We start from the raw sequence: 14,061 nt of genomic DNA, 5'->3' as shown, positions 1-14,061 counted from the left end.
GAAAATCAGGCCTCCTCTTTCGTTGATTCTGCCGCTTGGCTAAGGGTATTCTCCTCACCCCAAATAACATCATAAACAATATCAACAAGGGAAGCACGGGTCAAAATACCCACCACGCGATTTTGATCGTCCACTACCGGCACGTATTTCAACCCGCGTTTTAAAATCCGTTGCAAGGTATCACGCAGCAATGCTGATTTTTTCACATAGAAAACATCTTTATTTAAAATATCGCCAACACTGGAAACTTTGCTGCGTTTACGATCAAGAGTTTCTACATCGATGAAGCCTTTAAGAATATTCGAGTTATCGGTGACCAGCAAGGTATCGACACGTTTTTCGCGCATCAAACGGATGGCTTCTTGCAGGGATTTTTCAGGGGTGATGGTAATGGCTGTGTTCAGCATCACTTCGCCGACTGTGGTGACGTCCGGCTTGGTTTGAAGGAGTCGGTCTTCACCGATTAGTTCTTCAACAAACTCATTTGCTGGATTGCGTAAGATATTTTCCGGTGTATCAAACTGGATTACTTTGCCTTCACTCATGATGACAATCCGGTTTGCTAATTTCAATGCTTCATCCATATCGTGGGTAACGAAGACGATCGTTTTCCCTAAACGTTCTTGTAAATCTTTGACTAAATCTTGCAGGGAGTCCCGAGTGATGGGATCAAGCGCGCCGAAAGGTTCATCCATCAGCATGATATCTTGATTGGCTGCCAATGCCCGAACAACACCAATCCGCTGCTGCTGACCACCAGAGAGTTCATTTGGGTACCGATCCAGCATTTCCCGCGGCAGTTCCACTAAGTCGATCATTTTTTCTGCGGTTTTATTCCGCTCATCATCACTGACCTTCAATAATTTTTGTACCAGTGTAATGTTTTCCCGAATCGTCATATGGGGCATCAATCCGATATTTTGGATGACATAACCGATTTTCCGGCGTAATTCAACAGGATTGATCTCTTGGATATCCTTGTCATTGATTAAAATTTTTCCTTTGGTCGGTTCGTTCATTCGATTAATCATCCGCATGCAGGTAGTTTTTCCGCTGCCGCTGGTTCCGATAAAACAGATGAACTCACCCTTTTCAAAGGAAAGGTTAATATCTTCGACGGCTACTTTTCCGCCCTTGTAAATTTTTGTTACATGTTGAAATTCAATCAACGTCTCTCACCTCTATTTTTACTATTTCCAATTAATGCTTTCCTTACTAGTATGCACGAAAAAAGCGTTTCTCACAAATCTAATGATTTTTCTCGTTATTTTTCGCCAAAAATAAACGTGTATTTTTTTATTTTTTAGCGAAATGCAACCGTTTTATAAAAGTGAAAAAATGAACAAGCCGAAACATGAAACAACACGTCAGACAAGGGTTCAAGTAACATGCGGGGGTGAGCTTTTGTTTGACAAGCAGAAAGGGGTCGGCTAAACTTCAACTAACAAATTTTTAGAAAATTCAAAAATCGACGGGAGAAGATGAGATGAGTAGAAAAGGGATTTGGGCTAAGGTAATCGTTTCTGGTGTCATAGGTACGTTGTTTTTGGCAGGTTGTGGACAAAAAAAAGAAGCCGGTAAGGATAAAAAAAGTGAACAGATTTTCAGTCAAACGGTACCTACTGAATTGACGTCTGCCGATCTTTCTGTCGTTACCGATACAATCAGTTTTGGAATTTTGAATAATACCAATGAAGGCATTTACCGTTTAGATAAAGACAATAATCCGCAACCGGCAGGTGCCAAAGAAATGGCGGAGGTTTCGACCGATGGAAAAACCTATACGATTCATTTGCGGGATACCAATTGGTCTAATGGCGATCCAGTCAAGGCTGGAGATTATGTGTATGGCTGGCAGCGAACCGTCGATCCAAAAATGGCGTCACAGTATGCCTTCATGTTTAGCTCGGTTAAAAATGCCGATGCCATCAACCAAGGAAAAGCGGAATTGGATACATTAGGTATCAAAGCCTTGGATGATACCACCTTAGAAATTCAATTGGAGCAGGCAACACCGTATTTTCCATATTTGTTGGCTTTTCCCTCCTTCTTTCCACAAAATAAAGGCGTTATTGAAGAATATGGCGATCAATATGCCGCTACTAGCGAAAAATTGGTTTCAAATGGTCCCTTTGTTTTGACGGATTTTGACGGACCAGGGGTAGATACAGATTGGACACTGAAAAAAAATAAGGAATATTGGGATGCCGACACGGTCCAATTGACTGAAATCAATTATACAGTGGTCAAAGAGGCCTCCACCGCCTTGAATCTTTTCAATGACGGACAGGCAGAAGACGTGACGTTAAATGGGGAATTGGCCCGACAAAAAGCCAAGGATCCGGAATATGTTTCTTTGCCCATCGCTTCGACCACTTATTTGGAATTCAATCAAGCAACGCCAGATTCTCCTTTTAAAAACAGCAATGTTCGAAAAGCAATTTCCTATGCTCTCGACCGTAAAAGTATCGTCACGAATATTTTAGGCAACGGCTCGATTGCCTCTACCGGTTTTGTTCCCAGTGGAATGTCCTTGAATCCAGAAACCAAAGCTGATTTTACTGAAGACACAAAGGCAACCTTGAGCTACGATGAAAAACAAGCCCAAACTTATTGGGAAAAAGCCAAAAGTGAACTGGGTATTGAGAAATTGTCCTTCAAACTTCTTTCTTCTGATGTGGATTCAACCAAAAAAATTACGGAGTATATCAAAGGACAGTTGGAAGAAAAATTACCGGGAATAACTATCGATTTAAATCCTGTCCCCATCAGTGTGCGGCTTGAACGGGCAAACAGCGGGAATTTTGAAGTGGTGATGAACAACTGGGTGGCCGATTATGCCGATCCAAGTTCTTTCCTTGATTTATTTGTGACTGGTAGCCCTTATAACCGAGGAGATTATTCCAGCAAAGCCTATGATAAAGCTGTTGAATCAGCTTCGTTAGCGGATGCTACCGACGAAGCTGCCCGCTGGCAGGATTTACTGACAGCTGATCAGATTTTAAATGAAGATATGGGTATCGTTCCGATTTATCAATCAACAGAAGCCCATTTGCGTTCAGAAAAAATCAAGGGAATCGTAACCCATGCGGCAGGTGCTCAGTATGACTATAAATGGGCCTACGTCGAGTAACAAGAAGGAGATCATGGCAAGTGAAAATCAAAGAAATAAAAACGCAACTCATCCCGATTCAACTTAATGCACCTTTTAAAACCGCCTTGCGGGAAGTCAATGCAGTGGATGTGATTCGAGTAAAGATTTATTTTGACAACGGGGTGGTTGGTATCGGGGAAGCCGCGCCGACAAAAGCAATTACCGGAGACACCGAAGCATCGATTTTAAAAACCATTAACGAAAGTTTTAGCCCATTTCTAATTGGAAAAGAAGTTGATGGAGAGCTGACAATTTTAGACGAAATGAAGCAATTGGTCACCGGTCAAACCAGTCCCAAAGCAGCGATGGATATTGCTTTGTTTGACGGATTGGCAAAAGCGGCGAAACAACCGCTATATCGCTACCTTGGTGGAAATACGCCACAACTGACAACTGATTTTACCATCAGCATTGCCAGCCGGAAAAAAATGGTGGCTGATGGGGTTGCCAAGGTCAATGACGGGTTCACGTCGTTGAAAATCAAACTGGGTTTGGATGATGTGGCAGAAGAAGTTGCCAAGATCCGTTGTATGAATGAAGCTTTAGAAGGGAAAATTCCTTTTCGTATTGATGCCAATCAAGGGTGGACAAAGGAAGAGGCGGTCCAAATTTTAGCTGAATGGCAGGATATTCCAATCGATTTTGTAGAACAGCCGGTGAAAGCACATGATTTTGCTGCACTGAAATATGTGACAGAACGTTCCACGATTCCCATCATGGCAGATGAAAGTTTATTTGGCTTTACCGATGCAAAAAAACTGCTAGAAGAACAGTGCTGTGATCTATTGAATATCAAGCTGATGAAAAGCAGCGGCATCAAAGAAGCCATCCAAATTTTTCAATTGGCACAACACTATCGGATTCCCTGCATGGTGGGTTCCATGATCGAAGGCTATGGCGGAATGGCTGCCGCCGCCCATTTCGCAGTCGGTATGAAAGACATGGCTTATTGTGATTTGGATGTACCGTTCATGTGGCAGCAAACTGCCGATTTGGCAGAAAAAAGCGGCCTGCACATTCGTCCCGGGAATTTAGCGTTAACAGATGGCGTTGGTCTAGGAATCAAATAGGTAGAAGGTGAAAAAGTGAAAAAAGTCCAAGTTCCCCAAACGTTTTTATGGAAACAGCCAGAAAATAATGCTGTCCTTGCAGAAATCAAAAATAAAGCCGCAGAAAAACCGTATTTTTTAACAGCGGATTCCGCCATGACCTTGTATCGGGAAAAGCTGGTGGATTCCCAGTTGTTGTATGGTGAAGAAGTTGAGGTGCTTGCTAAAACGGGTGAGTGGACACAGGTTCTCGTGCCTACACAGCCGGTAGAAAAGGGTGCTGGCTACAAAGGGTGGATTCCCAGTAAGGATTTGCTGGAAGTCCCTGCACCAAAAAAAGACTTCCCTAAAGTCGCCGTTGTCTCACCCAGTGCCACACTTTCTTTTGACGAGAAAAATGATAAGAAAAAAATCCAAGTAGTTTTTGGCACCGTTCTGCCATTGCTTTCGGAAGAAACGGATTTTGTTGTGGAGACCCCTCACGGTACAGCGCATTTGGCAAAAAAAGAGGGGCAGCGCTTGGATCAGTACAGCGGCGTGCAAAAAGCACAAAATATGATTCAGCTCGCGCAGTATTTTTTAGATTTGCCTTATGTTTGGGCGGGAATTGGCGGCACGGGTTTTGATTGTTCCGGTTTTGTGTATAGTCTGCATCGGGTCAACGGGATGCAACTGCCTCGTGATGCCCATTTGCAAGCTATTGCCGGGGAAAAAATCGAGTTTGCGGATGCTCAAGCCGGTGATTTACTATTTTTTGCCTATGAAGAAGGGAAAGGCTTTGTCCATCACGTAGGTATGTATTTGGGAAATGGAGCAATGATTCATTCTCAAACGCCCGGCTCGAAGGTAATGATCACAAAAATTGCCGGTACGAAGTATGAAACCGAATTGAGTGAAATCAGAAGGTTTTGGAAAATGTAGAAAAAGACTCTTGACATTTTCAGAAAAAGTAATTAGAATATTCAAAACAATAGTGATAAAAGTAATGATAAGAAGTAGTAGATTATCCCATGAATTCAGAAAGCTGCCGGTTGATGAGAGGCGCATTCATCTAATAATCGAATTCCTCTTTGAACTTCGCACCGAATGGAGTAGGCTGCGACGGATGGTGAGCGTTCGTTATAATGCCAGGGTATTATGAATGTACCTGTTAAGGTGGATTGTGTGAGCAATCGACAAAAAAAGGTGGTAACACGAGTCTTTCAGGCTCCGTCCTTTCCAATTTGATTTGGAAAAGACGGGGCTTTTTTTATTGCTTTTCGCAATTCCTGACAGTGATTCATAAGTTTCTGACAAAACGAATACTTATTATCTGACTGAAAAAAATGTTTTTGAAGGAATAGTTTCATTGGTTTAAATCTTTTGGTGAAAGAAAAGAGACGATCAAAAAATGAAACACTTAAAAAAGAGGAGTGGAGAAAAATGAGTTTCAACGCATTAAGCAAACGAATCAACATGGAAAGTGTCAAATCAATTGGAAAATTATCCGATGAAGTAGCGGCGAAAAAAGCGGCACGGGATGAAGAACTAAAAGGAATCATCGAAGGAAAAGATCAACGAATTTTATTAATTATCGGTCCTTGTTCTGCCCATGATGAAGAAGCAGTGATGGAATATGTGCGACGTTTGGCAAAATTACAGGAAGAAGTAAAAGACAAAATTTTCATGGTACCACGAGTGTACACTAATAAACCTCGGACCAACGGTGATGGGTATAAAGGACTATTGCACCAACCAAGCCCAACCGGGGAAGTCAATCTCGTCAGCGGAATCATCGCTGTTCGAAAATTGCATAAACGGGTCATTACAGAAACCGGTTTGACTACTGCCGATGAAATGCTTTATCCGGAAAATTTGGAGTTTGTGGAAGATTTAATTAGTTACATTGCTGTTGGAGCCCGTTCGGTGGAGGACCAACAACACCGTTTTGTTGCCAGCGGAATCGATCAACCCACCGGAATGAAAAATCCTACCAGCGGCAATTTGAAGGTGCTTTTCAATTCCTTGCATGCAGCACAACAAAAGCAAGAGTTTATCTACAATGGGGCAGAAGTGGAATCAAGTTCTAATCCTTTAGCGCACGTGGTTTTACGTGGAGGACTTAATGAACACGGAGAAAACATCCCAAACTATCATTACGAAGATCTGTTGAAAACCGTTCAAGCATATAACGCAGGAAGCTACCAAAATCCATTTGTCGTAGTGGATACCAACCATGATAACTCCGGCAAACAGTATGAAGAACAAATTCGGATCGTAAAAGAAACATTGACGAATCGTACCTACAATGAAGATATCAAAAAAATGGTTCGCGGCTTCATGATTGAAAGTTATTTGGAAGATGGACGTCAAGAACCAGATGGCACAGTTTTTGGTCAATCCATTACCGATCCTTGCTTGGGATGGGAAAAAACAGAAGAACTTGTTCGCTATATCGCAGCACACGCATAAAATTGATGAAGTCTAACTAGCAAAAAAAATCCGAATGATCGTTTTTCGTACAGTGTAACGAGCGGGATCATTCGGATTTTTATTTTTACTTAGGGCTGGAAGAATGCTAGTCTTCCGGATAAATGTTGGCTTCGATTTCTGCTCGTTGTTCCGCAAGAAACGGTGGTAAAGCGAAACTTTCTCCCAATGTTTCTAAAGGTTCATCAATCGTAAATCCGGGAGCTAATGTGGCAAATTCCATTCGATTGCCGCCGGGTTCGCGAATATAAAGACTCTTAAAATAACCGCGGGAAACGATTTTTTCGATAGTCCACCCCTGTTCCTTTGCCCGTTCGTGTAAGGCATCCAAAGCCTCGTCATTTTCTACTGCAAAGGCGATATGATCGACACTGCCGCGACCCATATGACTCATGTCTGTTGTTTCATTTGGTAAAATGCGGATAAAATCTGTTTCATTAAAGGAAATTTGTTGTTTTTTTGTTTGCCAGCCTAATAATTTTTCGAAAAATTCACTGGTTTTTGCCGGATCGCTTACATGAATCTCAGTGGAGCGCAACCCTAAAATTTGATAGTTTTCAGGAATTTCGTTTTGGACGACATGTTCCATGGCTAAGGGTGCTCGATCTACTTCCTCCAAAATTAAGTCCACTCCGTCGTTATCAGCAAAAAATAATTCTTTTCCTTTGCGGGTGAAGGCAATCTCTTGGGCTTGTAGTCGTTGTTCCCAATAGCTGATACTTCCGCGGGGAATTTTTAAACCGATGGTTGCAATAAAATGATCCTTGTCGTAACGATTGCCTAAATGGGGAACGACAAAAAAAGTAACGACTGATCCCGGTGCGCCTTGGTAATCGCCATAGTAGTAGTGGAGCATTCGATGGTTGTCTTGATTAACCGTGTTTTTTACAAAACGCATGCCAAGTAGTTTCGTGTAAAAGGCAACGTTGTCTTTGCTGTTTTTAGTTAATAATGAAATATGATGAAGTGGTGGCATAAGGGATCCCTCCTAATTAGTAGCTTACTTATTGTAAGTATAATAAGAATGCCTAAAGGAAGCAAGCAACTTGTCTGCGGGTCGAAAATCTTTTCAAAAAATGGTAGAATGGCAAAGACAAAACCTGAAAAGAGTGAAAAGAATGTTAACTACGGAAGATTTTGATTTTGATTTACCAGAAGAACTAATCGCCCAAACACCGTTAAAAGATCGTGCCAGTTCTCGTCTGTTGGTTTTAGATTCTAAGACAGGAGAAATGCAGGACAACCATTTTCATGACATTATCAATGAACTGCATCCCGGCGATGCCTTAGTGATGAACGACACACGGGTCTTGCCTGCACGTTTGTATGGGGAAAAACCAGATACCGGCGGACATTTGGAAGTCTTGCTGCTGACGAACACCCATGGAGATACGTGGGAAACGTTGATTAAACCAGCAAAACGAGCAAAAGTCGGTACAGAGATCGTTTTTGGTGATGGTCGTTTGAAAGCTGTTGTCGAGGAAGAATTGGAACATGGCGGACGGATTATTACCTTTAACTACAAAGGAATTTTCTTGGAAATTTTAGAATCGTTGGGAGAAATGCCCCTGCCACCTTATATCAAAGAACGTTTGGAAGACCCGGATCGTTACCAAACCGTGTACGCCAAGGAAAATGGTTCTGCTGCTGCACCAACAGCTGGCTTGCATTTTACGAAAGAATTATTGGCAGAAATTCAGGCAAAGGGAATTGAACTGGTGTATTTGACGCTGCATGTTGGTTTGGGCACATTTCGTCCAGTAAGCGTGGATAATATCGAAGAACACCACATGCACAGCGAATTTTATCGTTTGACAGAAGAAGCTGCTGCTGCTTTGAACAAGGTTCGTCAAAAGGGCGGCCGGATTGTTGCGGTAGGAACCACCTCGATTCGAACATTAGAAACTATTGGAACAAAATTTGATGGAGAAATTAAAGCTGACAGCGGTTGGACGGATATATTCATTACTCCCGGCTATGAATTTAAAGTTGTTCAAGCTTTTTCAACGAATTTTCACTTACCAAAATCAACGCTGGTTATGTTGGTAAGTGCCTTTGCCGGTCGAGAAAGAACTTTGGCTGCCTATCAGCATGCAATCGAGGAACGCTACCGTTTCTTTAGCTTTGGCGATGCCATGTTTGTGAAATAAAAATAAGACGAGGCTCTCGAGGGCCTCGTCTTTCTATCTTATGGAAGGGATTTGCTGAAAAGGGTTTGCTGTTTATACATGTAAAGCAATTCTCTTATAAACAAAAAACTTTGTCTTCGCTACATTTCTACGCTAAAACATGTGAGTCTTTTAAGTCGTATTTCCTTGTTCGTTACGTATACTCATTACTTCTCTTGTTGATTGTTTCTCAACCAGTTGATACGCATTCACTATTCGTCTTACTTCACACATATAAATCTAGGTGAATTTTGTACGTCTAACATCTTTTACTTGTTTATTCTTCTTAAAACTTTTTCGAGAGTACCTTTCCAACAAATAAGCTTCCTTCCTTACAAACAAAGTATAGCACGGAAATGAAACGCTTTCAAGTTTAAACTCTCGGATTACCGATTGCAAAAAAGGCGACTAGCCTTTATTATGTATAAAGCTCGTTAATTTAGTGAAGAAAGTAGGGAAATGAATGTCAGATGCCATTCGTTATCGTTTAATTAAAAAAGAAAAGCATACCGGTGCCCGTTTAGGTGAATTGATTACCCCTCATGGAACGTTTCCAACACCGATGTTTATGCCCGTAGGAACCCTTGCCACTGTTAAGACCATGTCCCCGGAAGAATTAAAAGAAATGGGTGCCGGCGTCATTTTAAGTAATACGTATCATTTATGGCTGCGCCCCGGCGAAGATATTGTTGAAGAAGCAGGCGGTTTACATAAATTTATGAATTGGGATCAACCGATTTTGACTGATTCCGGCGGTTTTCAAGTGTTCTCTTTGGCCGATATGCGAAATATTGTGGAAGAAGGCGTTCATTTTAGAAATCATTTGAACGGTTCACCTATGTTTCTTTCCCCAGAAAAAGCAATTGGCATCCAAAATAAATTGGGTTCTGATATCATGATGAGTTTTGATGAATGTCCGCCATTTGATGAAAGCTATGACTATGTCAAGCAATCCGTTGAACGGACTTCTCGTTGGGCAGAACGGGGCTTAAAAGCCCACGCCAATCCTGATCGTCAAGGATTATTTGGCATTATTCAAGGTGCTGGCTTTGAAGATTTGCGTCGACAAAGTGCCAAAGAATTGGTAGGTCTTGATTTCCCCGGATATTCCATCGGAGGTCTGTCAGTAGGAGAACCAAAAGCAGAGATGAATCGGGTGCTGGAATTTACCACGCCATTGATTCCAGAAAACAAGCCTCGTTATTTGATGGGAGTGGGAGCAGCAGATTCCTTGATTGACGGCGTTATTCGTGGAGTAGACATGTTTGACTGTGTATTGCCGACACGAATCGCCCGCAACGGAACCTGTATGACTTCTCGTGGTCGATTAGTCGTGAAAAATGCCCAATATGCGCGGGACTTCCGACCAATTGATGAAAATTGCGATTGTTACACTTGCCGCAATTATTCTCGGGCTTATGTCCGCCATCTGATTAAATGCGATGAAACATTCGGTATGCGCCTAACCTCTTATCATAATCTATACTTCTTATTGGATGTGATGAAAAAAGTTCGCCAAGCAATCATGGATGACAATTTATTGGAATTTCGCCAAGATTTCTTTGAAGCATACGGCTTTAACAAAGAAAATGCCAAAAATTTCTAATATTTTTGGGAAAGTGCTAGTTAAATCAATAGGATTCTGATAAAGTATTTCTTGTGAATGAATTTAAAACGAGGTGAAAAGAATGAGTTCTCCATTTTTTACAATTATCATGTTTGTTGTCCTTTTGGGTGCGTGGTGGATGATGTCTCGATCATCTAAAAAACAACAACAAGAACGTCAAAATACGCTGAATGCTATGAAACCTGGCGATCGCGCAGTAACGATCGGCGGTTTACACGGTGTGATTTCAGAAATCAATGAAGCAGAAAAAACAGTAACTCTTGACTGTGAAGGAATTTATCTAGAATTTGATCGTCAAGCAATCCGTACGATTACGCCTGGTCAACCAACTGTAGATACAGCAGAAACGACAGAAACAGAAAAACCTGCGGATGCACCGCAAGTTGGCCCAACAGATGCTGAATCAACTGAAGAACCTAAAGAATAATCCCCATTGCGGGATTTTTCTTTTTTTGGAGAAAAAAATGAACCAACTAGAAAAAATCTATTTTTATCCAGCCTGCAAACAGAAATTGCGGGAATTTGCTGCGGCTGGGTATTCATCGGTAACAAAAGAAGAATTGCTGCTTTTTTGCCAAAACTATCTTTGGAAAAAGAAGCAGGCGGTTACCTTCCCTCAGAAAAAGCAGTTGTTGCTTGCAACGACGCCCAATGATTTTTTTGATTATCAGCAAATTCAAGCCCAAACACGGCAGCAATCCTCATTGGATGATTTTTCAGATTTATTTTGATAGAACAAAGGCATTGATCCTCAGTGGTTTGAGAATCAATGCCTTTTTTTGAGCCGTTTTCTTTCTGGTAAAAGTAGAAAAAAACTAAGAAATAAAAAAGTTGTGAAAAAAATCACAAAAATTCTTTACAAACAAAAAGGAATAGTGTAATATCATGTATGTGAAATAGTTAACAAAGAATTTTAACCAGAAACCGGGAGGAAGACCATGGCTAAAACATTAGATAAAGAAATTAAAACAATTGACGTACAAGCGATGATTGACGAACTTGCTGCAAAAGGAAACATTGCATTGAAGGAAATGGAAGAATTTGACCAAGAAAAAGTAGACCATATTGTGCATGAAATGGCAATGGCAGCTTTAGACAAACATATGCCTCTTGCAAAAATGGCAGTAGAAGAAACCGGTCGCGGCATTTATGAAGACAAAGCAATCAAAAATATGTATGCTTCAGAATATATCTGGAATTCTATCAAACATGACAAAACGGTTGGCGTAATCAATGAAGATAAACAAAAAGGTCTGATCGAAATCGCAGAACCAGTCGGCGTTGTCTGTGGTGTGACACCAACAACCAATCCAACATCAACAACGATTTTTAAAGCAATGATCGCTTTGAAAACACGGAATCCAATTATCTTTGCTTTCCATCCAAGCGCACAAAAATGTTCTGCTGAAGCAGCACGGATCGTTCGTGATGCAGCGATTGCCGCTGGTGCACCAGAAAATTGTGTCCAATGGATCGAACACCCATCGATTGAAGCAACCCAATCTTTAATGAATCATCCGGGAGTAGCCATCGTTCTTGCAACTGGGGGCGCCGGCATGGTGAAATCAGCTTATTCAACTGGAAAGCCAGCATTAGGCGTTGGACCAGGAAATGTACCAGCTTATATTGAAAAAACAGCGAAAATCAAACGAGCAGTCAACGATTTGATTGTTTCAAAAACGTTTGATAACGGCATGATTTGTGCTTCTGAACAAGCAGTGATCGTGGATAAAGAAATCTATGCAGCAGTAAAAGCTGAATTTCAAGCGCATCAAGTTTACTTTGTTAAACCAAGTGAATTAGGCAAACTTGAAGATGCTGTAATGAACGAAGGAAAATACGCAGTAAATCCAGCAATCGTTGGTCATTCTGCTATCGATATCGCAAAATTAGCAGGAATCAAAGTTCCGGAAGGGACAAAATTATTGGTTGCTGAACTTGAAGGCGTGGGCGCAGATTACCCATTATCTCGTGAAAAACTTTCTCCAGTATTGGCGATGATGAAAGCTGATACAACGGCACATGCGTTAGACCTATGCGAAGCAATGTTGAATCTTGGCGGATTGGGACATACAGCGGTGATCCATTCAGAAGATGAAGACCTGCAACTAAAATTCGGTTTACGAATGAAAGCTTGCCGGATCTTAGTAAACACCCCATCAGCAGAAGGCGGAATCGGAAACATCTACAATGAAATGATTCCATCACTGACATTAGGTTGCGGCTCTTACGGAAAGAATTCAGTTTCTCGAAACGTATCTGCTGTAAACTTAATTAATGTAAAAACAGTTGCGAAACGGAGAAATAATATGCAATGGTTCAAACTACCGTCAAAAATTTATTTTGAAAAAAATTCCTTATTGTACTTGGAAAAAATGGAAAACGTGGAACGAGTAATGATTGTCTGCGATCCTGGAATGGTTCAATTCGGCTATTGCGATATCGTTCGCGAAGTACTTGCTCGTCGTAAAAATGACGTGAAAATTGAAGTATTCTCTGATGTTGAACCAAATCCATCAACAAATACTGTATATGCCGGAACAAAAACAATGGTAGATTTCCAACCAGATACGATCATTGCTCTTGGCGGCGGGTCCGCAATGGACGCAGCAAAAGGCATGTGGATGTTCTATGAACACCCAGATACTTCATTCTTTGGCGCAAAACAAAAATTCTTGGATATCCGGAAACGGACATACAAAATTGACAAAGCAGTAAAAACACAATTTGTTTGTATCCCAACAACTTCTGGTACAGGTTCAGAAGTAACCCCATTTGCCGTAATCACCGATAGCGAAACGCATGTAAAATACCCATTGGCTGACTACGCGTTGACACCAGATGTTGCCATCGTTGACCCGCAATTTGTTATGTCAGTTCCTGCCTCTGTTACCGCAGATACCGGGATGGATGTATTGACGCATGCCATCGAATCTTATGTTTCGGTTATGGCATCTGATTACACACGAGGGTTGAGTTTACAAGCAATCAAGATCGTCTTTGATTATTTAGAAAAATCTGTGAAGACTCCTGATATGGAATCTCGGGAAAAAATGCACAATGCTTCGACCATGGCTGGAATGGCCTTTGCGAATGCTTTCTTAGGAATCAGTCACTCAATCGCCCACAAAATCGGCGGAGAATACGGAATTCCTCATGGACGGACCAATGCGATCCTTTTACCACACATTATCCGTTACAATGCGAAAGATCCGCAAAAACATGCTATGTTCCCTAAATATGACTATTTCCGCGCTGACACAGATTATGCAGATATCGCTCGCTTCTTAGGGCTAAAAGGCGATACCACTGCTGAATTAGTTGCAGCTTTAGCAAATGCTGTTTATGAGTTGGGAACATCAATCGGTATTGAAATGAACTTGGAAGCACAAGGCGTAACGAAGAAAACGCTGGATGCAACGGTTGACCGGATGGCTGAATTGGCTTACGAAGATCAATGTACAACAGCAAATCCAAAAGAACCATTGATTTCAGAACTAAAACAAATCATCATTGATGCTTACGCAAAATAAATAGTAAAGGAACTGTGACAGGTCTCGCACTACAAGGAGATCTTGTCACAGCCTTTTTTGT

The 14,061-nt window shown here is 41.4% G+C and carries 11 protein-coding genes and 1 other annotated feature; of the genes, 9 read left to right on the top strand and 2 right to left on the bottom strand.

Translation table 11 applies throughout. The features are described from left to right. Positions 1 to 5: 5 nt before the first annotated feature. Positions 6 to 1,169, bottom strand: coding sequence for a betaine/proline/choline family ABC transporter ATP-binding protein (locus tag BN1875_RS08520; protein WP_048604426.1), 1,164 nt, complete (start codon positions 1,167 to 1,169; stop codon positions 6 to 8). A gap of 317 nt (positions 1,170 to 1,486) precedes the next feature. Here BN1875_RS08520 and BN1875_RS08515 point away from each other — a divergent pair, with 317 nt between their 5' ends. The 4 genes from BN1875_RS08515 (at position 1,487) to BN1875_RS08500 (ending at position 6,654) form a co-directional block, all read left to right on the top strand. Continuing rightward, positions 1,487 to 3,133 carry a peptide ABC transporter substrate-binding protein gene (locus tag BN1875_RS08515; protein WP_048604425.1) on the top strand — a complete coding sequence of 549 codons (1,647 nt, stop codon included), beginning with the start codon at positions 1,487 to 1,489 and terminating at the stop codon, positions 3,131 to 3,133. A 20-nt stretch (positions 3,134 to 3,153) separates the two neighbouring features. Then, positions 3,154 to 4,224, top strand: coding sequence for a dipeptide epimerase (locus BN1875_RS08510; protein ID WP_048604424.1), 1,071 nt, complete (start codon positions 3,154 to 3,156; stop codon positions 4,222 to 4,224). 15 nt (positions 4,225 to 4,239) lie between these two features. Further along, positions 4,240 to 5,124 carry a C40 family peptidase gene (locus tag BN1875_RS08505; protein ID WP_048604423.1) on the top strand — a complete coding sequence of 295 codons (885 nt, stop codon included), beginning with the start codon at positions 4,240 to 4,242 and terminating at the stop codon, positions 5,122 to 5,124. Between the two features lie 55 nt (positions 5,125 to 5,179). Beyond that, positions 5,180 to 5,423: a binding site (T-box leader), on the top strand. 145 nt (positions 5,424 to 5,568) lie between these two features. Then, a complete protein-coding gene (locus tag BN1875_RS08500) occupies positions 5,569 to 6,654 on the top strand; it encodes a 3-deoxy-7-phosphoheptulonate synthase (protein WP_261795777.1) in 1,086 nt (361 codons plus the stop codon). A gap of 106 nt (positions 6,655 to 6,760) precedes the next feature. On the opposite strand, the gene BN1875_RS08495 is transcribed toward BN1875_RS08500, so the two are convergent. Continuing rightward, entirely contained in the window at positions 6,761 to 7,648 is an 888-nt protein-coding gene (locus BN1875_RS08495) for a VOC family protein (RefSeq protein ID WP_048604421.1), read from the bottom strand. A 142-nt stretch (positions 7,649 to 7,790) separates the two neighbouring features. Between BN1875_RS08495 and queA the strand changes: the two genes are divergently transcribed. From queA to adhE, 5 genes are all read left to right on the top strand, one after another. After that, positions 7,791 to 8,822 (top strand): tRNA preQ1(34) S-adenosylmethionine ribosyltransferase-isomerase QueA, encoded by a 1,032-nt coding sequence (gene queA, locus BN1875_RS08490; RefSeq protein WP_048605307.1) that lies wholly within the window; start codon positions 7,791 to 7,793, stop codon positions 8,820 to 8,822. A gap of 481 nt (positions 8,823 to 9,303) precedes the next feature. Further along, entirely contained in the window at positions 9,304 to 10,446 is a 1,143-nt protein-coding gene (gene tgt / locus BN1875_RS08485) for a tRNA guanosine(34) transglycosylase Tgt (protein ID WP_048604420.1), read from the top strand. 82 nt (positions 10,447 to 10,528) lie between these two features. Further along, positions 10,529 to 10,894 (top strand): preprotein translocase subunit YajC, encoded by a 366-nt coding sequence (gene yajC, locus BN1875_RS08480; protein WP_048604419.1) that lies wholly within the window; start codon positions 10,529 to 10,531, stop codon positions 10,892 to 10,894. Positions 10,895 to 10,931: 37 nt separating this feature from the next. After that, a complete protein-coding gene (locus BN1875_RS08475; RefSeq protein WP_048604418.1) occupies positions 10,932 to 11,198 on the top strand; it encodes a post-transcriptional regulator in 267 nt (88 codons plus the stop codon). 207 nt (positions 11,199 to 11,405) lie between these two features. Further along, the gene (adhE, locus tag BN1875_RS08470) at positions 11,406 to 14,000 is read left to right on the top strand and encodes a bifunctional acetaldehyde-CoA/alcohol dehydrogenase (RefSeq protein WP_048604417.1); all 2,595 of its coding nucleotides are present in this window, start codon (positions 11,406 to 11,408) and stop codon (positions 13,998 to 14,000) included. The last annotated feature ends 61 nt before the right edge of the window (positions 14,001 to 14,061 follow it).

The organism is Enterococcus massiliensis, assembly GCF_001050095.1.
Lineage (GTDB): Bacteria > Bacillota > Bacilli > Lactobacillales > Enterococcaceae > Enterococcus_C > Enterococcus_C songbeiensis.
Note: the sequence above shows the minus strand (reverse complement) of the source record. Positions and strands in the feature narration are given on the sequence as shown.

What these genes read in the sequence shown, in the direction of transcription:
- BN1875_RS08515 (WP_048604425.1), top strand. Translation starts at nt 1,487, where the DNA reads ATGAGTAGAAAAGGGATTTGGGCTAAGGTAATCGTTTCTGGTGTCATA.
- BN1875_RS08495 (WP_048604421.1), bottom strand. Translation starts at nt 7,648, where the DNA reads ATGCCACCACTTCATCATATTTCATTATTAACTAAAAACAGCAAAGAC.
- queA (WP_048605307.1), top strand. Translation starts at nt 7,791, where the DNA reads ATGTTAACTACGGAAGATTTTGATTTTGATTTACCAGAAGAACTAATC.
- tgt (WP_048604420.1), top strand. Translation starts at nt 9,304, where the DNA reads ATGTCAGATGCCATTCGTTATCGTTTAATTAAAAAAGAAAAGCATACC.
- yajC (WP_048604419.1), top strand. Translation starts at nt 10,529, where the DNA reads ATGAGTTCTCCATTTTTTACAATTATCATGTTTGTTGTCCTTTTGGGT.
- BN1875_RS08475 (WP_048604418.1), top strand. Translation starts at nt 10,932, where the DNA reads ATGAACCAACTAGAAAAAATCTATTTTTATCCAGCCTGCAAACAGAAA.
- adhE (WP_048604417.1), top strand. Translation starts at nt 11,406, where the DNA reads ATGGCTAAAACATTAGATAAAGAAATTAAAACAATTGACGTACAAGCG.